This window comes from Cryobacterium zhongshanensis (assembly GCF_022760445.1).
Taxonomy (GTDB): domain Bacteria; phylum Actinomycetota; class Actinomycetes; order Actinomycetales; family Microbacteriaceae; genus Cryobacterium; species Cryobacterium algoricola.
The window spans coordinates 1-21,537 of record NZ_JALGAR010000008.1 but is presented as its reverse complement, the minus strand read 5'-3'; the positions used below and the strand labels follow the sequence as shown (position 1 = coordinate 21,537).

Annotated in this window: 19 protein-coding genes; 9 read left to right on the top strand and 10 right to left on the bottom strand. The window is 69.6% G+C overall.

Annotated elements, in window-relative coordinates; genetic code table 11:
- Nucleotide 1: 1 nt before the first annotated feature.
- Entirely contained in the window at nucleotides 2–637 is a 636-nt protein-coding gene (locus MQH31_RS19185) for a hypothetical protein (protein WP_243013388.1), read from the bottom strand.
- A 147-nt stretch (nucleotides 638–784) separates the two neighbouring features.
- On the opposite strand from MQH31_RS19185, the gene MQH31_RS19180 reads away from it, so the two are divergent.
- Nucleotides 785–1,087, top strand: coding sequence for a helix-turn-helix domain-containing protein (locus MQH31_RS19180; RefSeq protein ID WP_243013387.1), 303 nt, complete (start codon nucleotides 785–787; stop codon nucleotides 1,085–1,087).
- Nucleotides 1,088–1,162: 75 nt separating this feature from the next.
- On the opposite strand, the gene MQH31_RS19175 is transcribed toward MQH31_RS19180, so the two are convergent.
- Nucleotides 1,163–1,804, bottom strand: coding sequence for a hypothetical protein (locus MQH31_RS19175; protein WP_243013386.1), 642 nt, complete (start codon nucleotides 1,802–1,804; stop codon nucleotides 1,163–1,165).
- A gap of 130 nt (nucleotides 1,805–1,934) precedes the next feature.
- Between MQH31_RS19175 and MQH31_RS19170 the strand changes: the two genes are divergently transcribed.
- Nucleotides 1,935–2,372, top strand: coding sequence for an Rv3235 family protein (locus MQH31_RS19170; protein WP_243013385.1), 438 nt, complete (start codon nucleotides 1,935–1,937; stop codon nucleotides 2,370–2,372).
- On the opposite strand, the gene MQH31_RS19165 is transcribed toward MQH31_RS19170, so the two are convergent.
- Nucleotides 2,359–3,066: a TetR/AcrR family transcriptional regulator gene (locus MQH31_RS19165; RefSeq protein ID WP_243013384.1), complete on the bottom strand. Its 708-nt coding sequence runs from the start codon at nucleotides 3,064–3,066 to the stop codon at nucleotides 2,359–2,361. The two genes, MQH31_RS19170 and MQH31_RS19165, sit on opposite strands and share 14 nt — an antisense overlap.
- Nucleotides 3,067–3,170: 104 nt before the next feature.
- Here MQH31_RS19165 and MQH31_RS19160 point away from each other — a divergent pair, with 104 nt between their 5' ends.
- Nucleotides 3,171–4,697 (top strand): MFS transporter, encoded by a 1,527-nt coding sequence (locus MQH31_RS19160; protein ID WP_243013383.1) that lies wholly within the window; start codon nucleotides 3,171–3,173, stop codon nucleotides 4,695–4,697.
- Between the two features lie 273 nt (nucleotides 4,698–4,970).
- On the opposite strand, the gene secA is transcribed toward MQH31_RS19160, so the two are convergent.
- The 6 genes from secA to mtrA all read right to left on the bottom strand — a co-directional run bounded on the left by secA (nucleotide 4,971) and on the right by mtrA (nucleotide 13,764).
- Nucleotides 4,971–7,793: a preprotein translocase subunit SecA gene (gene secA / locus MQH31_RS19155; RefSeq protein ID WP_243013382.1), complete on the bottom strand. Its 2,823-nt coding sequence runs from the start codon at nucleotides 7,791–7,793 to the stop codon at nucleotides 4,971–4,973.
- Between the two features lie 173 nt (nucleotides 7,794–7,966).
- Complete coding sequence (hpf, locus tag MQH31_RS19150; RefSeq protein ID WP_243013381.1) at nucleotides 7,967–8,674, bottom strand: ribosome hibernation-promoting factor, HPF/YfiA family; 708 nt, start codon at nucleotides 8,672–8,674, stop codon at nucleotides 7,967–7,969.
- Between the two features lie 99 nt (nucleotides 8,675–8,773).
- Nucleotides 8,774–9,523: a ComF family protein gene (locus MQH31_RS19145; protein WP_243013380.1), complete on the bottom strand. Its 750-nt coding sequence runs from the start codon at nucleotides 9,521–9,523 to the stop codon at nucleotides 8,774–8,776.
- 96 nt (nucleotides 9,524–9,619) lie between these two features.
- A complete protein-coding gene (locus tag MQH31_RS19140) occupies nucleotides 9,620–11,374 on the bottom strand; it encodes an LpqB family beta-propeller domain-containing protein (RefSeq protein ID WP_243013379.1) in 1,755 nt (584 codons plus the stop codon).
- The gene (gene mtrB, locus MQH31_RS19135) at nucleotides 11,367–13,076 is read right to left on the bottom strand and encodes an MtrAB system histidine kinase MtrB (protein ID WP_243013378.1); all 1,710 of its coding nucleotides are present in this window, start codon (nucleotides 13,074–13,076) and stop codon (nucleotides 11,367–11,369) included. Before mtrB ends, MQH31_RS19140 begins: the two co-directional genes overlap by 8 nt.
- Before the next feature lie 7 nt (nucleotides 13,077–13,083).
- Nucleotides 13,084–13,764 carry an MtrAB system response regulator MtrA gene (mtrA, locus tag MQH31_RS19130; protein ID WP_134535102.1) on the bottom strand — a complete coding sequence of 227 codons (681 nt, stop codon included), beginning with the start codon at nucleotides 13,762–13,764 and terminating at the stop codon, nucleotides 13,084–13,086.
- Between the two features lie 135 nt (nucleotides 13,765–13,899).
- Between mtrA and MQH31_RS19125 the strand changes: the two genes are divergently transcribed.
- The 5 genes from MQH31_RS19125 to MQH31_RS19105 are packed head-to-tail and all read left to right on the top strand — an operon-like array spanning nucleotide 13,900 to nucleotide 19,312.
- Entirely contained in the window at nucleotides 13,900–15,051 is a 1,152-nt protein-coding gene (locus tag MQH31_RS19125) for a DUF7847 domain-containing protein (protein ID WP_243013377.1), read from the top strand.
- Entirely contained in the window at nucleotides 15,048–15,731 is a 684-nt protein-coding gene (locus MQH31_RS19120; protein WP_243013376.1) for a DUF4129 domain-containing protein, read from the top strand. The genes MQH31_RS19125 and MQH31_RS19120 overlap by 4 nt, the downstream gene beginning before the upstream one ends.
- Nucleotides 15,728–17,035: a DUF4350 domain-containing protein gene (locus tag MQH31_RS19115; protein WP_243013375.1), complete on the top strand. Its 1,308-nt coding sequence runs from the start codon at nucleotides 15,728–15,730 to the stop codon at nucleotides 17,033–17,035. The genes MQH31_RS19120 and MQH31_RS19115 overlap by 4 nt, the downstream gene beginning before the upstream one ends.
- The gene (locus MQH31_RS19110) at nucleotides 17,032–18,003 is read left to right on the top strand and encodes an AAA family ATPase (RefSeq protein ID WP_243013374.1); all 972 of its coding nucleotides are present in this window, start codon (nucleotides 17,032–17,034) and stop codon (nucleotides 18,001–18,003) included. The genes MQH31_RS19115 and MQH31_RS19110 overlap by 4 nt, the downstream gene beginning before the upstream one ends.
- A 1-nt stretch (nucleotide 18,004) precedes the next feature.
- Nucleotides 18,005–19,312 (top strand): DUF58 domain-containing protein, encoded by a 1,308-nt coding sequence (locus MQH31_RS19105; protein ID WP_243013373.1) that lies wholly within the window; start codon nucleotides 18,005–18,007, stop codon nucleotides 19,310–19,312.
- 122 nt (nucleotides 19,313–19,434) lie between these two features.
- Here MQH31_RS19105 and MQH31_RS19100 read toward each other — a convergent pair whose 3' ends face one another.
- Nucleotides 19,435–20,430, bottom strand: coding sequence for a stage II sporulation protein M (locus MQH31_RS19100; protein WP_243013372.1), 996 nt, complete (start codon nucleotides 20,428–20,430; stop codon nucleotides 19,435–19,437).
- A gap of 17 nt (nucleotides 20,431–20,447) precedes the next feature.
- On the opposite strand from MQH31_RS19100, the gene MQH31_RS19095 reads away from it, so the two are divergent.
- Nucleotides 20,448–21,302: an RDD family protein gene (locus MQH31_RS19095; protein WP_243013371.1), complete on the top strand. Its 855-nt coding sequence runs from the start codon at nucleotides 20,448–20,450 to the stop codon at nucleotides 21,300–21,302.
- Nucleotides 21,303–21,537 lie beyond the last annotated feature (235 nt).

The window sequence follows — 21,537 nt, the reverse complement described above, 5'->3', positions numbered from 1 at the left end:
GTCAACCGCCGAGGGGCTGGTTGGCCGGAACGACGGCGATCGCCGCTGCGTTGGCGATCGCGGTGAGCACCGCTGCAACGGCCTCCCTCGGCACCCGGAGCTCGACCGAACGGCGCACGCCCGCCACCGAGAGTCCGCTCGGCTCGAGCACGCGCACCACCCCGGCTTGCCCGACGAGTACCGCAGGCGGGCCGAACTCCCCGCGTCCGTTCTGCGGCGACGACCACACGTCGACGACGGCGCCGGGAACGACCGCCTCCGCGAGCGCGTCGGTCGGTTCGACGACGACAGTCGTGACACCGGCGTCAGCGGATGCGCCGACCGCCGACACCGGGATCAGCTCGCCCGCTGCGACGGTGCGGGCCAGGACCAGGCCGTCAGCGGGCATCCGCTCGGGCGTCACGTAGAGCGGGAGCGCAGAATCGAGGCGCACCTGGCTGAGCTCGAGGTCGGCGGCCGTGACGCGGTCGCCCACGATGAGCGCGTCGCGGGCGGCGTAGACGGCGGTCGTCCGGTCGCTGCCCGCGACGACCGCAGCCACGCCGCCGACCGCGCCGAGCACGAGCACCAGCCCGATGAGTAGGCGCGGGTCGAACCAGAATCCCGGGCGTGGTGCCCGTTTCGGCCTCGAGACCATGACTGCCCCTCTCCTTGGCGCGGGCAACTGCCGCCGCCCGACGGATCATCGGTCTCTATCGTCGCCGTTCCCGGTGCGCGGCGGGAAAGTTATCCACAGGCTGCCGTTATCCCGGCGGAATGCCTCCGGAACCCCGATAATCGAACCATGAACGCTCGCGACGCCTATCCTGGGCTGGGCCGCTTCCTCACGCTGGGGGACACCGCCGACATCCTCGCCCTCACCGTGGCCGAGGTCAGCGAACTGGTGCACACGGGCGAGCTCCCCGCCATCCGGATCGGCCCGTCCGCGCCGGAGCGGATGCAGCACTGGCGGGTGGAGCGGGTCGTGCTCGAGTCGTACATCGAGGCCAAGTACGAGGAGGCCAGACGGCTGTCGCTGTGGGAACAGTCCGACTACGCGAACATCCCGGAGTTGTCCGGAGGCACGATCATCCGACCAGTCGACTGAACCGGGCGGTCGCGGTCAGTGCGGGCAGTGTCAGCGCAGGCTCGGTCAGCGCAGGCTCGGTCAGCGCAGGCACGGTCAGCGCAGGCACAGCAGCTGGATCGCTGCGAGGGGAACGATCCGGTACTGGCGCACCTCGGAGCTGCGGCGGGGCACCCCGCGCTCGTGCATCGCGAGGTCGATGTGGTCGCGACCGACCCGGTCGATCGTTCCGCTGAGAAGACCTCCCGGGGTATGCACCTCGACGAACTTGCGCCGCCTGGCCAGGTCGCGGAGCACGAAGGCGAACCCGATCCGGTCGACGACCCCGGACTCGGGGTCCGCGGGCGCCGCGAGCGAGGCGTGCACCTCCGCCGGCTGCAGGATCACCCCGGCGATCGCGGCGATCGGAACGAGGCACTGCGCAGCGCCCCCGGCGGGGACACCCGGCGCGGCCGTCCCGGCCGGCGCCACCGGCGCGTCGAGGATCTCGGCGGCGAGCCAGTCCCGCCCGAACGTGGTCGGGCGGATGGCCAGGGTCACCCCGGAGCTGAGCACCACCCGCACGACACCCCCGCCCGCACGCCGGCCCGCGCCCCCGCCGAGACTCATCAGGCGGTGCCGCAGGGACAACCGGCCGAGCCGGAGCCGCTCCTCTTCCGCACGCAGCTCGAGGTCCTCGGCGTTCAGCTCGTGTTCGAGCTGCCCCTCGAGGTCGTCGAACAGGTTGTCCCAGCGCACAGAACGACGCTAGCTCGGCACACATCGGGCGGCCACGTTATCCACAGGACATATAAGCGCTCGACACCGCGGGCATCCGCTGGTTGAGTAGCGAACCTGTACCTCAGCACCCGGAACCCCCGGAGGAGTCATGAGCGAATCAGTCAATCAGAGTGAGCAGGCGAGCGCCCGAGCGGAGCGGTTCGCCGACGAAGACTACTTCGGGCTGCAGCCGAGTTCCCGCCGGCAGTTGCCCGACCCGGAGCCGCTGCTCATCAACCTCACCCGCTGCGTGATCGAGGTGCTGTCCGGGGCTCGCGAACTCGACCAGCTCGCGCGCTGGGTGAGCGACGACGTCTACCGTCACCTGCTCAAACGGGTCGTGCTCTCCAACCGGGCACGGGCGATCAAGGGCCTCCAGGCGCAGCGGCCGGCGATCTCCATCGGCAGGGTCACCATCACCGAACCGAGGGACGGCGTGGTCGAGGCCGTCGTCATCGTGCACAGCAAGGTACGGGTGCGCGCGGTCGCGTTACGCCTTGAGGGCCTCGACAATCGCTGGCGGGCCAGCGCGATCAACGTGCTGTGACGGCCGTCTCCGCTGGGGCGGGCGGCTCCGCGACCGGGCCGGTCCCCGTGCCGGGGCTCAGGCCCGCCGCGGGCAGGATCACCCCGTCGATCAGGGAGATCAGGAATTCCCTGTCGATGGTCTTGCTCTCGAACAGGATCCGCATGGAGGCCATGGCGGTGGTCACGGTCGACAGGTTGTCGATGTCGCACGCCGGTGAGATCTCGCCGCGCTCGACGGCCCGGCGCAGCAGGAACCGATGCGCGGTCACCCGGGGTTCGACGACGGAGACCCGGGCGGTTTCGGCGAGTTCCGGCGAGTGGGCGAGCAGGGACATCAGACCGGCGATCACCCGGAGCTTCTTCTCGCCGTCCTCGATCGAGTGCGGCTTGATCATGGCGATGAGGTCCCCGCGCAGTGTGCCGGTATCCGGGAGCTGCGACAGGTTCAGGTCGGCGTTCTTCATGCACGCGACCGCGTCGATGACGAGTTCGCCCTTCGAGGGCCACCGCCGGTAGAGGGTGGCCTTGCCCGCCTTCGCCCTGGTCGCGACCATGTCGATGGTCATGCCGTCGTACCCGCACTCGGCAAGCACGTCGACGGCTGCGGCAAGGATGTCCGGATCGCGGGTGTGATCCCGTCTCCGTCCGAGCTTCACGGGCTCCGTCTCCTCGGCGGGGTTCTCCACGGCGGGATCGAGCTGCGTCTTCGCCACACTCACCACTTTCTGATCGAGACCTTCTGATCGAATGTTACCCGGAGGTAAATTCAGGAACTGTTAAGATCCGGAACTCCACAGTATCGTATATAGTCGCCTTCATGCCAAAGACTTCCACTACTTCATCCACTCTGACGAGCACTCCCGTGCCGCACTCCCGGCGCTGGTGGACCCTCAGCACCGTCGCCCTCGCCCAGCTCATGGTCGTGCTCGATTCGACCGTGGTCAACATCGCCCTGCCCTCCGCGCAGACCGACCTCGGCTTCTCCAACGGAGACCGCCAGTGGATCATCACCGCCTATTCGCTCGCCTTCGCGAGCCTCCTCCTGCTCGGCGGACGACTGTCCGACCTCATCGGCCGGAAGCGCACCTTCATCATCGGCCTGATCGGCTTCGCCGCCGCCTCGGCGCTCGGCGGTGCGGCTGGCACCTTCGGGCTGCTCGTCGGCGCCCGCGCCCTGCAGGGCGCGTTCGGCGCCCTGCTCGCCCCGACCGCCCTCGCCGTCCTCACGACGACGTTCACCATCCCGAAGGAGCGCGCCCGCGCATTCGGGATCTTCGGAGCGATCGCCGGTGCCGGCGGCGCCGTCGGCCTGCTGCTCGGCGGCTTCCTCACCCAGAACCTCGACTGGCGCTGGAACCTCTACATCAATATCCCCATCGCCGTGATCGGGGTGATCGGCGCGATCGTCTTCGTCGATCACCTCGAACGCACCGGCCCGCGCCCGAAGCTCGACATCCCCGGCACCATCCTGGTCTCCGGAGCACTCTTCGGCCTCGTCTACGGCTTCTCCAACGCCGAGACCGACGGCTGGGACTCGCCGCTGACCTGGGGCATGCTCGCGGGGTCTGTCGTGCTTCTCGTCGCGTTCGTGCTGTGGCAACGCCGCGCCGCGCATCCGCTGCTGCCGCTCGCGATCGTGCTCGACCGCAACCGCGGCGCCGCGTACCTGTCTGTGCTGATCGCGGGTGCAGGCATGTTCGGCATCTTCCTGTTCGTCACGTACTACCTGCAGGTCTCGCTGCGCTACACCCCGATCCAGACCGGCCTCTCCTTCCTGCCGATGATCGCGATGCTCGTCGTCTCGGCCCAGCTGTCGACGAACATCTTCGTTCCCCGGTTCGGCCCGAAGATCATGGTGCCCTTCGGCATGACGCTCGGCGCACTCGGGATGATCTACCTGACCCACCTCGACCTGAACAGCACCTACGCCGCCGACGTGCTGCCGCCGCTGATGATCCTCGGCTTCGCGATGGGCTCGATCATGCCCGCCTCGATGCAGACGGCGACGCTCGGCGTCGACCGCCAGTTCGCCGGGGTCGCCTCCGCAATGGTGAACACGAGCCAGCAGGTCGGCGGGTCGATCGGCACCGCGCTGCTCAACACGCTCGCCGCGACCGCTGCGACCAACTTCCTGGCCGCGAACACCCCGCTCACCGCCGCGGTGGCCGCGGATGCCGCGATCCACAGTTACGCAGTCGCGTACTGGTGGGGCGCCGGCTTCTTCGCCTTCGGCGCCGTCCTCGCGGGGCTGCTCTTCCGGCGGATGGGCCATGGCGTTTCGCTCTCGAACCCGCACGGCACCCCTGCGGCCGCACCCGCCGAGGCTCCGCTCCCGGTGCATTAGGCACTCCCACCCCGCACCCCGCACCACCACAGCCGCCCCGTACCCCCAGGTACGGGGCGGCTTACGTATTCCCGCCCGCAGGGTGTTCCGAATTCAGGAGTTGCGCCGATTCGTCACTCGTCGGTCGCACTGGTCCGGCACATCCGCACCGCCGGCCGCGCGTACTCCTGAATTCGGAACACAACAGGGCGGGGCGGCGGATGCGGCGGGCGGGGCCGGCGCGCAGAAAGGCCGGGTCCCCTGGGACCCGGCCTTTCTGCGTGGCGGCTGGTGCTACTTCTTGCCCTGGGCCCGACGCTCCGCGCGGTTCACCGGAACGGCCGGCGTGCCGGAGTCGCGCTGGCCGAACGCGCCGCGACGCGGAGGCCCTGCGGGTGCCGCGGTCTCGGCCGCCGGGGCGTCTCCGGCGTTCGCGTCCGTCTCGGCCCGGCGGGCACGATCGGTCGCGGCCTGCTGGATCTGGCCACGCTGGTTGCGCACCTCGACTCCACCGGAATCGCTCGGTGCGGTGTAGCTGAGCTTGTCGGCGCCGGAATCCTCACCGGGGGTGAGGCCCTTCGCGACGACGACGGGCGCGGCGACGGCATCGGGCGCCTGGTTGACCTCGACCTCGAGGTTGAACAGGAAGCCGACGGTCTCCTCGCGGATCTGCCCCATCATCTGCTGGAACATGGCGAAACCCTCGCGCTGGTACTCGACGAGCGGGTCGCGCTGGGCCATCGCGCGGAGGCCGATGCCGTCCTTGAGGTAGTCCATCTCGTAGAGGTGCTCGCGCCAGCGACGGTCGATCACGGAGAGCACGACCCGGCGTTCGAGTTCGCGCATGGCCGGGGAGCCGAGGGTGCCCTCGCGCTTCTGGTAGGCGACCTTGGCGTCGGAGAGGATCTCCCTGCGCATGAAGTCGCGGTTGATCCTGCCGCGGTTGCCGGCCTCGGAGATGACCTCGTCGATGGTGATGCCGACGGGATAGAGGGTCTTGAGCTCGGTCCACAGGGCGTCGAAGTCCCAGTCGTCGCCGTTGCCCTCTCCGGTGTGCACGGTGAGGACCTCGTCGATCACGTCTTCGAGGAAGCGCTGGGTGCGTTCGTGGAGGTCGTCACCCTCGAGGATGTGGCGACGGTCGCCGTAGATCGCTTCGCGCTGGCGGTTGAGCACGTCGTCGTACTTGAGCACGTTCTTGCGGATCTCGGCGTTGCGGCCTTCGACCTGCGACTGGGCAGAGCGGATGGCGCGACTCACGACCTTGGATTCGATCGCCATGTCGTCGGGGACGCCCTGGCGGCTCATCAGGCTCTCGGCGGCTCCCGCGTTGAAGAGGCGCATCAGGTCGTCGGTCAGCGACAGGTAGAAACGGCTCTCGCCCGGGTCGCCCTGACGTCCGCTGCGCCCACGGAGCTGGTTGTCGATGCGGCGCGACTCGTGACGCTCGGTGCCGAGCACGTAGAGGCCGCCGGCCTCGACGACCTTCTCGGCCTCCTCGGAGACCTTCGCCTTGACTCCGGCGAAGACGTCGTCCCATTCGGTCTCGTATTCGTCGGGCGTCTCGATGGGGCTGAGGCCCTTGGCGTTCATCTCGGCGACGGCGAGGAATTCGGCGTTGCCGCCGAGCATGACGTCCGTGCCACGGCCGGCCATGTTCGTGGCGACCGTGACGGAGCCGAGACGACCGGCCTGGGCGACGATCGCGGCTTCCCGCGCGTGGTTCTTCGCGTTGAGCACCTCGTGGCGGACACCCCGCTTGGCGAGCAGCCGGGAGAGGTATTCGCTCTTCTCGACGCTCGTCGTTCCGACGAGGACCGGCTGGCCCTTCTCGTGCCTGCCGACGATGTCCTCGACGACCTGGCCGAACTTGGACTCCTCGTTCTTGTAGACGAGGTCGGACTGGTCGATGCGCTTCATCGGCTTGTTGGTGGGGATCGAGACCACGCCGAGCTTGTACGTGCTCATGAACTCGGCGGCCTCGGTCTCGGCGGTTCCGGTCATGCCGGACAGCTTCGAGTAGAGCCGGAAGTAGTTCTGCAGGGTCACGGTCGCGAGGGTCTGGTTCTCGGCCTTGACCGCGACACCCTCCTTCGCCTCGATGGCCTGGTGGATGCCCTCGTTGTAGCGCCGGCCCATCAGGATGCGACCGGTGTGCTCATCGACGATGAGAACCTCGCCGTTCATCACGACGTAGTCCTTGTCCTTCTTGAACAGGGCGTTCGCCTTGATCGCGTTGTTCAGGAACGAGATCAGCGGGGTGTTCGCCGATTCGTAGAGGTTGTCGATGCCGAGGTAGTCCTCGACCTTTTCGATGCCGGGTTCGAGCACGCCGACGGTGCGCTTCTTCTCGTCGACCTCGAAGTCGACCTCGGGAACGAGCCGCTTGGTCAGGCTCGCGAACTCGGTGAACCAGCGGTTCGCCTCTCCGGATGCCGGACCGGAGATGATCAGCGGGGTGCGGGCCTCGTCGATCAGGATCGAGTCGACCTCGTCGACGATCGCGTAGTAGTGGCCGCGCTGGACCATGTCGGCCGCCTGCCACGCCATGTTGTCGCGCAGGTAGTCGAAGCCGAACTCGTTGTTCGTGCCGTAGGTGATGTCCGCGAGGTACTGGTCGTGCCGCTGCGCGGGGGTCTGGCCGGAGAGGATGCACCCGGTGGTCATGCCGAGGGCGCGGAACACGCGGCCCATCAGCTCGCTCTGGTAGCTCGCGAGGTAGTCGTTCACGGTGATGATGTGCACACCGCGGCTCGTGATGGCGTTGAGGTACGCCGCGGTGGTCGCGACGAGCGTCTTGCCCTCGCCGGTCTTCATCTCCGCGATGTTGCCGAGGTGCAGGGCCGCCCCGCCCATGAGCTGCACGTCGAAGTGACGCAGTCCCAGGGTGCGGGTCGAGGCCTCGCGCACGGCGGCGAACGCTTCCGGCAGCAAGTCGTCGAGCGACTCGCCGTTCGAATAGCGTTCCCGCAGCACGACGGTTTCGTTCTTCAGCTCCTCGTCGGTGAGCTGGCTGAAGTCTTCTTCCAGCGCATTGATGGCTTTCGCATACTGCTCAAGACGACGCAGGACGCGTCCTTCACCAACACGAAGAACCTTTTCAAGGATTGAGGCCACGAATGCACTCCACTAGTCACGGCGCCGTTACGCCTGTCGTCTCGGTGAGATGAACCAGGGTCTGGCTGCTCACGCGACGGATTGAACCACGCCGGCACTGTTGTGCGCCGGTGTGCGGCAACTATAACAATGCTAGTTGGTCAGGGAGTGCACTCGACGGCCTACCGGACGCCTTACTCGGCGGCGACCTGCAACTCCTCGCTGTTCTCATCGAGTTCGATGACCCCGTAGTCCCAGCCCTTGCGGCGGTAGACCACGCTCGGCCGGTTCGTCTCGGAGTCCTGGAACAGGTAGAAGTCGTGCCCGACGAGTTCCATGAAGTACAGGGCGTCGTCGACGGTCATCGGGGCAGCGGAGAAGACCTTGCGGCGGATGACGACCGGCGTGTACACCTCGTCCACTTCCTCCTCTGCGGCGATCGCTGCAGCGGCGGCCTCGGACTCGGTGGGGCGGATCACCCGGATGACACCGGTGCGCACCTCGTCGAGGGTTTCGGCGTCGGCCGGCTTGATGTCGACGACGCTGAAGTCCACGGATGCCGCGTCATGCAGCGACGTGGGCCGGTGCGCTCCGCCACGGTGCAGCTTCTGGCGGTCCTTGGCGCGGCGAACGCGCTCGAGGAGCCGTCCGAGTGCAACGTCGAAGGCAGCGTACTTGTCCGAACCGTCCGCTTCGGCGCGGACGATGGGCCCCTTCCCGATCAGGGTCAGCTCGACCCTGTCGTTGCCGGTGGCTGAACCCTTTTCGCGGTTCCGGCTGAGCTTGACTTCGAGGGCGAGGGCCTTGTCGGCGAGGCCGGCAATCTTCTCGGCCTTTTCCGACGCATATGACCGGAAACGATCAGTGATCCCCAGGTTTCGTCCGACGATGTTAGTTTCCATGACGACCTCCAGATCTGGCGAACCGCCCGGTGCCGGGCGATTGTTGCGCGCCTTTAGCTCCACCGTAGCCCTGCCCGCCGGAGAAGTCACCGCAATTTGTCAATCCGTTTCCGATGAACGGTGTGTGACCGGATGGCGTCTCCGGGTTTCCGCGAGAGCGGCGCCACCGACGACCTCTCCCCCGGCGGCGAGGATGGCCCGCCGGGCTTCGAGGAGGGTGGCGCCCGTCGTGACGATGTCGTCGACGAGGAGGCAGCGTACCCCGGTCAGGGGGCGCACGGCGCGGAGCGACCCGTCCCGGTTCCTGGCCCGCGCGGCACGGTCGAGCCCGACCTGGTCGGCGGTCTCCCTGCTGGTGAGCACCCGGCTCGGTGCGAGTCCGGCCCGGCGGAGCAGGAGGTCGACGGGCAGGAATCCGCGTGCCCGCCAGGCGCGCCGCGACGAGGGAATCGTGACGAGGTGGATGCCCGCGTCCGGGTGTCGGCCGCGGCCCGGTTCCAGGGTGCCTCGGGGCTCCACAGCACCGTGCGGCTGCACAGCGGCGAGCGCGGCCACGACGGCGGCCAGGAGCGGAGGGGCGAGCGCGGCGGCGGCATCCGTTCGCCCGCCGTCCTTGAAGCTCGCGATCACGCGCCGCGGCACACCGGCATAGTCGAGCCCCGCCCAGACCCGCAGGCCGCCACGCTCGGTCACGCGCACGGCGGGCGCCAGGCGGGCGCGGCAGGCCGCACAGAGGGCGGAGTCCGGCACCCCGCATCCGCTGCACGCCGTGGGCAGGAGAACGGCCCACGCGTCCAGGACGGCCCGCCGCGCGGCTCGTGCCGTTCGTTCCGCGCCGGTCCTCGTCATGCCCCCAGACTCGCCGGGCCGCCGCGGGCGGGTGACCGCCGGCGCACACCGGTGGGCGCGCGGTCCGGCGCCGGCCTGTTGAGGACAGGCCCGCTGCTACCCGCCGATTCCCTGCTGGGTGGCCACAAGCGTCACGTCGTCGATGCGCTCCTGCCAGCCGACTCCGCGCTGCATCATCAGGCTGCCCGTTGCGACGAGTGCGCGCACGTCCCGCACGGTGTTGCTGCCCGTGATCGTGGTGCTGCCCGGTGCCGACTCGATGCTCGAGCTGACTCCGCCGAGCTGCTGGGTCACGATCCGGTCCTCGCCGGATGGGAGAGCGACGAGATAGGCGACCGTGAGCTCGTCGATCCAGGTGGCGTCGAGCGGGGTGCCCGGAACGGACTGGAGCTGGACCTCGTCGCCGAGGGCGACAGGGACGGATTTGTCCCGCTTGATCGAGACGACCACGAAGCGGGTCTCCGTTCCGGAGGTGAGCAGCGCGATCAGCCGGGTGCCGTCCCTGGACACGCGCAGCGCCACGATTCCGGATGCCTCCGGCCAGGAGGTCGGTACGGCCGCCGCATCCCCGTTCGGGCCGTAGACGAACAGCTCACCCGGACGGCTCGCGGGCACGGACCAGACGTAGCCGAAGTTGTCGACGGCCGGCGCGATGAGGCCCGGCCGCGGATCGAGCAGCTTCGCGACCTCGCCGACCCGCACGGCGGAGACCCCGGTCGCGGCCCGCGCCGCCGCGACAGTCTGCCCCGGAGAAAGGGTAACCGCCGTCGGTCCGAGCGCGACGACCTGGTCGGAGAGCCCGGGAATCGGGGTGACGGTCTTGCCTGCGGCCGAGAGGAATCCGAAGGCGCCCTGCCGGAGCACGAGCGCCCGGGCGTCCACCCGCGGGTTGACGATCGGGGCGTTGGCGCCGAGGTCGCCGATGTCCTGGGAGTTCTGGTTGATCGAGATCGTGACGGTGATGCCCGTGGGGAGGCTGCTCATGAGCTGCGCCCGCATCCGCTGCAGGGTGACCCGGTCTGCGTTCAGGGCTTCGCCGTTGAGATCGACCTTCGCGTCGCGCGACACGACCTGCACGGCATCCGCGGTGAGCTTGGTCCCGTCTGGGAAGGCGGTGACGACGGCTCCGCTCAGCCACGGGCTCGGCCCGTGCAGCACGCCGTTGACGATCTTGGTCAGGGTGGCGCCCCCACGCGGGAACCAGCGCAGGTCGGGCACCAGGAACGCGAAACTCGAGTCGAAGAAATAGAGGGCCTGAGGGCTGAACACGTCGGTGAACGTGGTCTGGTCGACGACGGTGCCGTTCGGAGCCGCGCTGATCCGCCACTGGTCGCCGATCTTCTGGAACTGGTAGCGGAGCACGACGGGCGCGGGAGACTCGACCTCGTGGTATTCGCCGATCGCGTCCACGTCGGCAACGGGATTCACCGAGAACTGCATGGTCTGGGGGTCGACCGGGATGATGGTGCGGGCCGTCCCGTCGTCGACCGTGACCCCGGCGTCAGCCGCCCAGGATCCGTTGAAACCGGGGGCGAGGAATTCGCGGGCGATCGCGTAGTCGTTCTCCGGGCTGGTCTGGGCGTCGATGAAACCGCGCAGGATGCCTTCCTGGCTGGCATTGGCCTGCGGGTGCGACGGAAGGAAGACGGGTGCGGGGTTGTCCCCGGCCGCGACCTCCTGCCCGGTGCGCACGCTCCCGCTCCGGGGTATCCCCGAGCATCCGCTGAGCAGGACTGCGAGCACGAGCAGGGCGGCGAGCGCGCCCCCACGGGTTGCCCGGTCGGCCCGGTTCGCCCGGGTTACCCGATTCGCCCGGGTCGCCCGGCGGATGCCGCCGTCCTGGTCAGTCATGGACCGCTCCCTCACCGTGTTGGGCACCCTTGATCCCGGCCCTGCCGACCTCGCCGACCGTGAGGCGCGGCAGCGTGCCGTCGGACCCGGCGTCCTCCGGCGGCAACGGGCTCGGCGAGCTCGCGATCTCGCCGCGCGCGGTCCGCGGTAGGGTCAGCCGGAAGCACGAGCCCTTCCCCGGGCTCGACCAGACCTGGAGCCAGCCGCGGTGCACCGTCGCATCCTCGAGGGAGATCGAGAGGCCGAGCCCCGTGCCGCCGATGGTGCGCTTGCGTGACGGGTCGGCCCGCCAGAACCGGTCGAAGACGTGGTTGACGTCGACCTGGCTCATGCCGAGGCCATAGTCGCGCACCGACAGCGCCACGGCGGTCTCGTTGCTGTCGACCGAGACGATGACGGGCTTGCCCTCGCCGTGCTCGATCGCGTTGCCGATCAGGTTGTGCATGATCCGGCGGATGCGACGGGGATCGACCTCCGCGTCGAGGTGCCCTCCCGGTGCGACGAGATTGAGCCGGGTACCCTTGGATTCGGCCAGAGACCGCAGTCCCTCGACGGCGTCGGCGGCGAGGTGCACGAGGTTCGTCGGCTCGGCCTCGAGTTCCACGGACCCGGCGTCGTACTTGCTGATCTCGAGTAGGTCCGCGAGCAGGAGTTCGAACCGTTCGACCTGGGCGTGCAGCAGTTCCGCGGTGCGGCCCGTCGCCGGGGGGAAGCCCGACCGCTGGTCGTAGAGCATGTCGCCGGCCAGCCGGATCGTCGTCAGCGGGGTGCGCAGTTCGTGCGACACGTCGGAGACGAAACGCTGCTGCACCTCGGACAGGTCGGCGAGCTCCTTGATCTGGCTCTGCAGGCTGTCCGCCATCCCGTTGAACGACCGGGCGAGGGTCGTGATGACATCGTCGCCCTTGACGGGCAGCCGCACGCCGAGGTCCCCCGAGGCCAGCCGCTGGCTGGTCTCGGCCGCCACCCGGATCGGAGTCACCACGAAGCGCACGACGATCCAGGTCACCGCACCGATCAGGACGATGAGCAGGAGCCCGGCAACGCCGAGGGTCCGCTGCACGAACTGCAGCGTCGTTTCCGCCTCGCCGAGGTTGTAGCCGATGTAGAGCTCGTACCGGCCGGCGACGGGGACGGTGATCTGCGAACCGACGACGATCCCGGCGACCTGGCCGTCGTCATCCGTCGCGAGGGCCACCGACTGCCAGAACTGGGTGCCCGGCGCGCCCTGTACAGCGGTGCGCAGCTCGGGCGAGATGACCTCGGTCGAGTCGCCGAACGTCGAGAAGTCCTGGGGCGCGGCGGTCGACGGGTCCTGGCCGGGAACCCGGAACACCGCGACAAGCCGGCTCGAGGACGCCGCGGAGATCGCGCTGCGCGCCGAGGCCAGCAGACTCTGCACCTGGACGCGGTCCGCAGCGTCCGAGGAGTCCAGGATGCCCTGGGCCGCGCTCGTCGCCCGGTTCGAGTCGAGCTCGACCTGGCCGAGCCGCGACTGGAACAGGTCGTTGCCGACGCTCACCGAGACATACACGCCGACCATGACGATGGCGATGCCGGACAGCACGACGGTGATCGTCACGGTGCGGAACTGCAGCGAGGAACGCCATTTGCGAAGCAGGCGGGCTCGCCAGGACCTCCAGTCACGCCAGTCCTGCCACCTGCTGCGCCATGTCCGGGCAAACCCGGTCGGTTCGGCCATGCGGAGCCTAGATGGCCGCGCCGGCCCGGTACCCGACACCGCGAACCGTCATCACGATGCGGGGGTTGTCCGGGTCGTCCTCGACCTTGGCGCGGAGGCGCTGCACGTGCACGTTCACGAGCCGGGTATCGGCCTTGTAGTGGTAACCCCACACCTGTTCGAGCAGCATCTCCCGAGTGAACACCTGCTGGGGGCGGGACGCGAGGGTGAGGAGGAGATCGAATTCGAGTGGGGTCAGGCCGATCTGCCGGTCGCCGCGCCGCACCTCGTGCCCGGCGGCGTCGACGGTGAGGTCGCCGATCGAGAGGTTCGCCGGAGACTCCGTGGACACCGGACGCAGCCGGGTGCGGATCCGGGCGACGAGTTCCTTGGGGTTGAACGGTTTGACCATGTAGTCGTCCGCGCCGGATTCGAGGCCCTTGACCACATCCGTCGTATCGGTGCGCGCGGTGAGCATGATGATCGGCGTTCCCGATTCGGCGCGGATCAGGGTGCACACCTCGATCCCGTCGAGACCGGGCAGCATCAGGTCGAGCAGGACCAGGTCGGGTTTGATCGTCCGGAATGCGTCGAGCGCGAGCGAGCCGTCCTCGCAGAAGTAAGGGTCGAAGCCTTCACCCTGCAGCACAATGCCGATCATTTCCGCCAGCGCGGTGTCGTCGTCGACGACCAAAATGCGTGCGTTCATCCAACCGTTTTCCGCTTAGGTCACCGGGGGGAATACTCCCGGTGAGTCGTGCAATCACTGACACCAGAGTAGTCGAGGGGGGCTGGCATTGCCCGTCGCGCCCGTTTCGATGCCGAGTATGCCAGCATAGGTCTCGTGACGGACCCGCAGAACTGGCACGCACCGACAGGTGACGCGAACGATCGACCGCGATACGGCGAATACGCGCCGCCGCCGGCGTCCGGTGCGCCGCAAGCCTGGGGCCCCCCTCCCGCGTGGACCCCGCCGCCGCGCCCTGGCCTCCTCCCGCTGCGACCTCTCGGCTTCGGTTCCCTGCTCTGGGCGCCCTTCCAGGTGCTCAGGCGCAATCCCAAGGCCACCTTCGGCAGCGCACTCCTCGTGCAGGGCGCGATCCTGCTGGTCACCCTGCTGATCGTCGGCCCGGTGACGCTGCTCGCCCTCGGCAGGGTCGACAGCGCCCCGCTCGCGGACAGGGACGCGGTCGAGGCCGGCGCCAACCTCACCATCGTGTTGTCGGCGATCGTGCCGATCCTGCTCTCCGTGATCGCCTCCGCGCTGCTCCAGGGCATCATCGTCGTCGAGGTCTCCCGTGCCATGCTCGGCCAGAAGCTCCGGCTCGGCCAGCTGTGGCGGGTTGCGGGCCGGCGCCTCTGGCCCCTCGCCCTCTGGGCGGCCATCCTCAGCGGCGCCCTCATCGCCGGCCTCGCCATCGTCGCCGGTGTCGTCGTCGTGTGCGTGCTGCTCGGGGGAGCAGGCGTCGTCTTCGGGATCATCTTCGGCATCCTCGGCGGGCTCGGCATCCTCGCGCTCTCGGCCTGGCTGACCACGAAGACCTCCCTCGTCCCGAGCCTGATCGTGCTCGAGCGCCTCGGAATCTGGGCGTCCATCGCCCGATCGTGGTCGCTCACGAGGGGCTACTTCTGGCGCACGCTCGGGGTCCAGTTTCTCGTGGCCCTGATTGTGAACATCGTCTCCCAGATCGTCTCGACGCCGCTGTCGCTGCTCGGCGGGGTCGCGATCTCGCTCATCAACCCGACCGGCGCCATCGACTCGTGGATCCCGGTGATCGTGATCTACGTGCTGACCATTATCGTGAGCCTCGTGCTCGGGGCCGTCGCAGCGGTCGTCCAGTCCGGCACGACCGCGCTCATCTACATCGACCTGCGGATGCGCAAGGAAGGCCTCGACCTCGACCTCCAGCGCTTCGTCGAGTCCGCCCCCGGCAGCGCCACCGACGACCCGTACCTGATCCCGGCCGGGCGGATGCCGGCGGCCCCGCAGTCATGACCGGTGCGGGGGGAACGTGGGCTGGGCCGCTCCTGGCGAGCATCCCGGTCGATCCCGATGCTCCGACGGCCACGGCCTGGTTGCGCGACGAGCTCGCCAAGCCGCCGTACCAGGCCGCGCGGCCGACCTGGTTCGACAGGGTCAGCAAGGCCTTCTTCGACTGGTTCAGCTCCCTCGGCGCCCCATCCGGGGCGGGCCTCGGGTCCTGGGTTCCCCTCGTCGTGACGCTCGTGATCGTCGCCGTCGTCGTCGTGGCCGTGCTCGTCTTCGGGTTGCCGCGGTGGAACCGCCGCAGTGCCCTGCAGCACGACCTGTTCGGCAGGAACGACGCCCGGTCCGCCGACGAGTTGCGCAGGGCGGCGCTGTCCGCAGCGTCGCATAAGGACTGGAATCTCGCCATCAGCGAGATGTTCCGGGCCCTGGCCAGGTCGCTCGTCGAACGCACGGTGCTCTTCTCCACTCCCGGCACGACCGCGCACAGCTTCGCCGAGCGGGCGGCAACGGCGTTCCCCGAGGAGCGAGTCAGCCTGCGGACGGCGGCCGACCTCTTCGACGGCGTGCGCTACCTCGGCGCGGCCGGCACCGAGTCCGGCTTCCTGTCGCTCGCCGCACTCGAGAGCGCCCTGCGCACGCGGACGCCCACGAGCCGCGAAGACCCGGCGCAGACGGCAACGCAGTGACCACGCTCGCGGGCACCGACGCCGTTGCGACGACTCCGACCCTGCGCGCCGCCGCACGACGCTCCCGGTTCTGGGTGCTCGCCGGCGTCGGCGCCCTGCTCGTCGCCATCGCCGCGACACTTCTCGCGGGCGCCGGTTCGGGCGGAGGAACCCCACTCGCGGCCGACAATGCCGCACCGGCGGGCGCCCGGGCCCTCGCCGAGGTACTGCGCCAGCAGGGCGTGCGCGTCACGACGGCGAAAACGCTCGACGAGGCTCGCACGCTCGCCGCAGCGAGCGCGGATCCGACCCTGTTCTTCACGGACCCGAACGGCTACCTGTCGAACGACCAGCTCTCGACCCTGGCCGGCCTCGCACCCCGCACGGTCGTGGTCGCCCCCGATTTCCTCCTGCTCCAGACGCTGGCGCCGTCCGTCGGGTTCGGCGGGGTCGCCGACAGCTTCGACGGGCCGGGCGCCCGCTGCGACCTCCCCGCCGCGATCCGGGCGGGCGACGTCGCCCCCGGCGGGAAGACGCTCAGCCTCCCCGCCGACTCCGCGGAACGCGGTTGCTTCCCCTCCGGTCGGGGCTCCTTCGCCGTCGTCGGAGTGGCCCTGCCGTCGACGGAGCTCACCCTCGTCGCCGATGACGGCATCTTCAGCAATGAGGAGATCACGGCATCCGGTCACGCTGCGCTCGCACTCGGCCTGCTCGGGGCGAGCGCCGACCTGATCTGGTACCAGCCGACCCTGGCGGATGTCGCGGTGACCGGCCCGCCGAGCCTCGGCGAGTTGACGCCGGGCTGGGTCACGCCCTCGATCCTGCTGTTCGCGGTCGTCTTCCTCGCCGCGGCCGTATGGCAGGGCAGGCGACTGGGGCCGCTCGTCGCCGAGAACCTGCCGGTGATCGTGCGCGCGAGCGAGACGATGGAAGGCAGGGCCCGCCTCTACGCCCGCGGCAACGCGCGCCTCCGAGCCCTCGATTCCCTGCGGGTCGCCACCGTCCAGCGTCTCGCGACCCGGGTCGGGCTGTCGAGGCTCGCGAGCCTCGACGACATCGTGCTCGCGGTGTCCGCGCTGACCGGGCGCGACCCTGCCGAGGTGCGCTTCGTCCTCGTCGACGGGGTCCCGGCCAGGGACCGGGACCTCATCGCCCAGTCCGACCTGCTCCAGGACCTCGAGCGAGCCGTGATCGACGCGAGCGGCCTGCCGGCGACCGCGGCCGCATCCGCCGCGCCCCCTGCCTCCCCTCCTGCCTCCCCTCCTGCCACCTCCACTGCCACTGCCACTGCCACACCCACCGCCCCCGGAAGAATGGACCTATGAGCACACCGACCGACACCATCGTTTCGCTCCGGGAATCGCTCGCGCAGGTTCGCACCGAGGTCGGCAAGGCCGTCGTCGGCCAGGACGGCGCCGTGACGGGGCTCATCATCGCCCTGCTCGCGCGCGGTCACGTGCTGCTCGAAGGCGTGCCGGGCGTCGCCAAGACCCTGCTGGTGCGTTCGCTCAGCCAGGCGCTCAGCATGGAGACGAAACGGGTCCAGTTCACACCGGACCTGATGCCGGGCGATGTCACCGGGTCGCTCATCTACGACGCGCGGGCCGGCGAGTTCGAGTTCCGGAAGGGGCCGGTGTTCACGAACATCCTGCTCGCGGACGAGATCAACCGGACACCGCCGAAGACCCAGTCGGCGCTCCTCGAGGCCATGGAGGAACGCCAGGTCAGCGTCGACGGCCGGACGCTGCCGCTGCCGGACCCGTTCATCGTCGCCGCGACGATGAACCCGATCGAATACGAGGGCACGTACTCGCTGCCCGAGGCGCAGCTCGACCGGTTCCTGCTCAAGCTCGTGCTCGACATTCCGGACCGCGACGCGGAGTTCGAGGTGCTCCGCCGCCACGCCGCCGGCTTCAGCCCCCGCGACCTCACCGCGGCCGGCGTGACCGCCGTGCTCGGGGCAGAGCAGCTCACGGCCGCGCAGGAAGCGGTCATGGAGGTCGGCTCGAGCGCCGACGTGCTCGCCTACATCGTGGACCTCGCCCGCGCGACCCGGCGCAGCCCCTCCGTCAAGCTCGGCGTGAGCCCCCGCGGAACGACGGCGTTGCTCGCGGCCACGAAGGCCTGGGCCTGGCTCAGCGGCTACGACTCGATCACCCCCGACCATGTGCAGGCGATGGTCCTCCCGGTCTGGCGGCACCGGATCCAGCTTCAGCCGGAGGCCGAACTCGAGGGCGTCGCCGTCGACGCCATCCTGCGGAGCGTACTCCAGCAGGTCCAGGTTCCGATCTAAGGTGACAGTCTCCGGTCGGTTCACGTTGCTCGTCGCCCTCGGCGTCGTGCCGGTCGTGCTGCTCGGAAGCAGCCCGGCGGTCGCCGGCGGCATCCTCGCCCTGTGGCTGCTGCTCTCGGTCGGGTTGGGCGTGCTCGACCTCGCCCTGGCCGGCTCCCCCCGGGCCGTGCGACTCGAACGCAGCCTTCCGACGCGGGTGCGCCTCGGCGAGACGCTGACGAGCCTGCTCTACATCACCAATTCCGGCCCGCGCCGGCTCAGGGCTCTCGTGCGGGATGCCTGGCAACCGTCGGCCGGCGCCGGCAACAACCGCACGTCCCTGACCGTCCCGGCCGGGGAACGCCGGCTCGTCTCCCTCCCGCTGACCCCGTTCCGGCGCGGCGAACGCCGGGTGGACCGGGTCACGATCCGCTCGTACGGACCGCTCGGCCTGTGGGCGCGCCAGGCGACGCTCGAGGCGCCGGGACGCATCCGTGTCCTGCCGCCCTTCAACGCCCGGAAACACCTGCCCTCGCGCATCACCCGGCTCAAGGAACTCGACGGACGCACGAGCCTGCTCGTGCGCGGACAGGGCACCGAGTTCGACTCGCTGCGGGAGTATGTACGCGGCGACGACGTGCGCTCGATCGACTGGCGGGCGACGGCGCGGCACCACGACGTGGTCGTGCGTACCTGGCGCCCGGAGCGCGACCGGAGGGTGGTCATCGTGATCGACACGGGGCGCACTTCTGCGGCGCGGATCGACAACGAGACCAGGCTCGACACGGCGTTCGAGGCCGCGCTGCTCCTCGCCGCCCTCGCCTCGAAGGCCGGAGACCGTGTCGACATGATCGCCTTCGACCGCCGCGTGCGTGGCCGGGTCCAGGGTGCCCAGGGCGCCGAACTGCTCTCGCGGATGGTCGACACGCTCGCGGTGATCGACCCCGAACTCCTCGAAATGGACTGGGCGGGAGTCCCCGCCCAGGTGCGGGCCATCACGAGCCAGCGCGCCCTCGTCGTGCTGCTGACCTCGATCGATGCCGCGGGCGCGTCGACGGCTCTGCTCGCCGTGCTGCCCCAGCTGACCCGTCGCCACACCGTCGTCGTGGCGTCGGTCACCGACCCGACGACGCTGCAGGCAACCCACGAACGCGCCGACCGGGAACAGGTCTATCGGGCCGCCGCCGCCGAGCGGGCGCTGCTCGACGTCGCCAGGGTCGCCGCGGCCATCCGCCAGCAGGGGGCCGACGTGGTCACCGGGCCGCCGGCAGAGCTGCCGCCCCGCCTCGCCGACCACTACCTCGCCCTGAAGCTCGCCGGCCGCCTCTAGCCAGTCGCCGCCCACCCGCGTCCCGCGCGAAAGCTACCTTTCCGGTCGAGAGTCACCCGTATACCGGTCACTCTCGACCGGAAAGGTGACCTCAGGGCGCCGGGGGCGAGCGGATGCCGCCCTCAGGACGCGTAGATCCGGGTGCTGCCGGCCTCGAACTCGCCGATGTCGCCCGTCTCGCCGGCACGTGCGGCCCGTCGACCGAGCACGAGCATGTAGGTCAGGAACGCGCAGAGCGCGGCGAAGCCGATGCCGATTTTGACCGGCCACGGCCACGGCGCCGGGGTCACGAAGCCCTCGATCACGCCGGAGACGAGGAGCACGAAAACGAGTCCGATCGCGACCGTCGCGAGGGCCCGGGAATCCTCCGCGAGAGCCTGCCCGCGGGAACGACCGCCCGGCGCGATCCACGACCAGAAGATGCGGAGCCCCGCTGCCGCTGCGACGAAGATCGCGGTGAGCTCCAGCATCCCGTGCGGTGCGATGTAGAGGAAGAACACGTCGCCCTTGCCGTACGCGAACAGGACCGCGGCCGTCGTACCGATGTTCTGGGCGTTCGAGAGCACGATGTACGGCACGTAGAGGCCGAGGATGCCGAAGGCCACGCACTGCGCGGCGATCCAGGCATTGTTCGTCCAGACCTGGCCGGCGAACGATGCTGCGGGGTTCGCGGAGTAGTAGTCGATGAAGTCCGAGTTCACGAGCTGTTGCAGCTGGGCGTCGGAGCCGACGTTGGCGAGCACGCGGGGGTCGCCGGTGATCCAGACCGCGTAGAGCGTGGCGACCGCGATCGTCACGACCGCGACGGCGAGAGTGAGCCAGCGCAGGCGGTAGAGCGCGGCGGGCAGTTGCAGCACGAAGAATCGGGGCACCTGGGACACGACGTTGGCGCCGACTCCGGTGAAGCGGAGCCGGGCCCTGGACAGTGCGACGGAGAGCCGGTCGCCCGGAATCGTGGAGCCGGCGGTGCTCTTGATCGCGGACAGCTGGGTGGCCCCGGACTGGTACAGCCCGATCAGCTCGTCGGACTGCGCGCCGGAGAGTCGCCGCTCCCTGCCGAGCTCGGCGAGGCGGTCCCACTGGGCGCGGTGCGCCGTTGAATATGCGTCGAGGTCCATCTGCTCTAATAGTAGACATGGCACACCCCGGAAACGCGGCGGATCAGGGAGAAAGTTCTCCCTATGAGTACGAGCTCGTCACTGGCGAGGCGGTGGCCCTTGATGTGCGGCCGGCGAGTTTCGTCCTGCGCGCGGCCGGCACCATCATCGACTGGCTCGCCTATCTCGGTTTCTTCGTGGGACTCGTCTTCGCCGTCGACTTCGTCATGGGCGACGCCCTGGACCCCGCGCTCGCCCAGGCGCTGGCGATTGCGGGCCTCGCGTTCTCGATCCTCGTCCTCCCGACCGTCGTGGAGACCGTGACCGGCGGCCGCTCGCTCGGCAAGCTCGCGATCGGCGCCCGCATCGTGCGTGACGACGGTGGATCCATCCAATTGCGGCACGCGTTCACTCGGGCGTTGATCGGGATCTTCGAGATCTACCTCACCTTCGGCGGTCTCGCGGCGACGACAGCCCTGCTCAACGGCAAGTCCAAGCGCCTCGGCGACCTGATGGCCGGCACCTACAGCCAGTACGAACGGGTGGCGCGGTTCGACGAGCCGGTCCTCGGTCTTCCGCCAGAGCTCGCTACGTGGTCGTACACCGTCGATGTTGTGCGGCTACCCGACCGGCTGTCCCGGCGCATCGCCCAGTTCCTCCGCCAGTCGGCACGACTCACCCCGGAGACGCGCGTGCGCGTCGCGAGGGACCTCGCGGCCGAAGCGATGCCCTTCGTCTCCCCGGTTCCCGCCGTCGCCCCCGAGGTGTTCCTGGCGGGCGTCGCCGCCGTGCGCCGCAGCCGCGAGTATGCGGCACTCCTCCTCGAGCGCGAGCGCCTCGAGCGCCTCCGTCCGGTCCTCACGCGCCTCCCGCACGACTTCCCCAACCGCTGAGCGGATGCCGCCGCGCGCGCTGTGCCCTGCGGCCTGCGCGCCACTTCCGCCGCTTCGCGCCTGGCATGCCTGGTGCGGAGCGGCGGTGTTGTAGCGCGGCCTTGATGCGGGACCGGCGGGTCGTGGTGGGTGCGCGCTGTGGGTCGGGTGCGTGTCGTGGGTTAAAGCAGAAAAGCCACCCCGTGGGGTGGCTTTTCTGGTGTTTCTAAGTTAAGTCCGGCGGTGTCCTACTCTC

Coding starts and splice junctions, on each gene's coding strand:
- MQH31_RS19185 (WP_243013388.1), bottom strand. CDS start 637: ATGGTCTCGAGGCCGAAACGGGCACCACGCCCGGGATTCTGGTTCGAC.
- MQH31_RS19180 (WP_243013387.1), top strand. CDS start 785: ATGAACGCTCGCGACGCCTATCCTGGGCTGGGCCGCTTCCTCACGCTG.
- MQH31_RS19170 (WP_243013385.1), top strand. CDS start 1,935: ATGAGCGAATCAGTCAATCAGAGTGAGCAGGCGAGCGCCCGAGCGGAG.
- MQH31_RS19160 (WP_243013383.1), top strand. CDS start 3,171: ATGCCAAAGACTTCCACTACTTCATCCACTCTGACGAGCACTCCCGTG.
- hpf (WP_243013381.1), bottom strand. CDS start 8,674: ATGGAAACTAACATCGTCGGACGAAACCTGGGGATCACTGATCGTTTC.
- MQH31_RS19145 (WP_243013380.1), bottom strand. CDS start 9,523: ATGACGAGGACCGGCGCGGAACGAACGGCACGAGCCGCGCGGCGGGCC.
- MQH31_RS19140 (WP_243013379.1), bottom strand. CDS start 11,374: ATGACTGACCAGGACGGCGGCATCCGCCGGGCGACCCGGGCGAATCGG.
- mtrB (WP_243013378.1), bottom strand. CDS start 13,076: ATGGCCGAACCGACCGGGTTTGCCCGGACATGGCGCAGCAGGTGGCAG.
- mtrA (WP_134535102.1), bottom strand. CDS start 13,764: ATGAACGCACGCATTTTGGTCGTCGACGACGACACCGCGCTGGCGGAA.
- MQH31_RS19120 (WP_243013376.1), top strand. CDS start 15,048: ATGACCGGTGCGGGGGGAACGTGGGCTGGGCCGCTCCTGGCGAGCATC.
- MQH31_RS19110 (WP_243013374.1), top strand. CDS start 17,032: ATGAGCACACCGACCGACACCATCGTTTCGCTCCGGGAATCGCTCGCG.
- MQH31_RS19100 (WP_243013372.1), bottom strand. CDS start 20,430: ATGGACCTCGACGCATATTCAACGGCGCACCGCGCCCAGTGGGACCGC.
- MQH31_RS19095 (WP_243013371.1), top strand. CDS start 20,448: ATGGCACACCCCGGAAACGCGGCGGATCAGGGAGAAAGTTCTCCCTAT.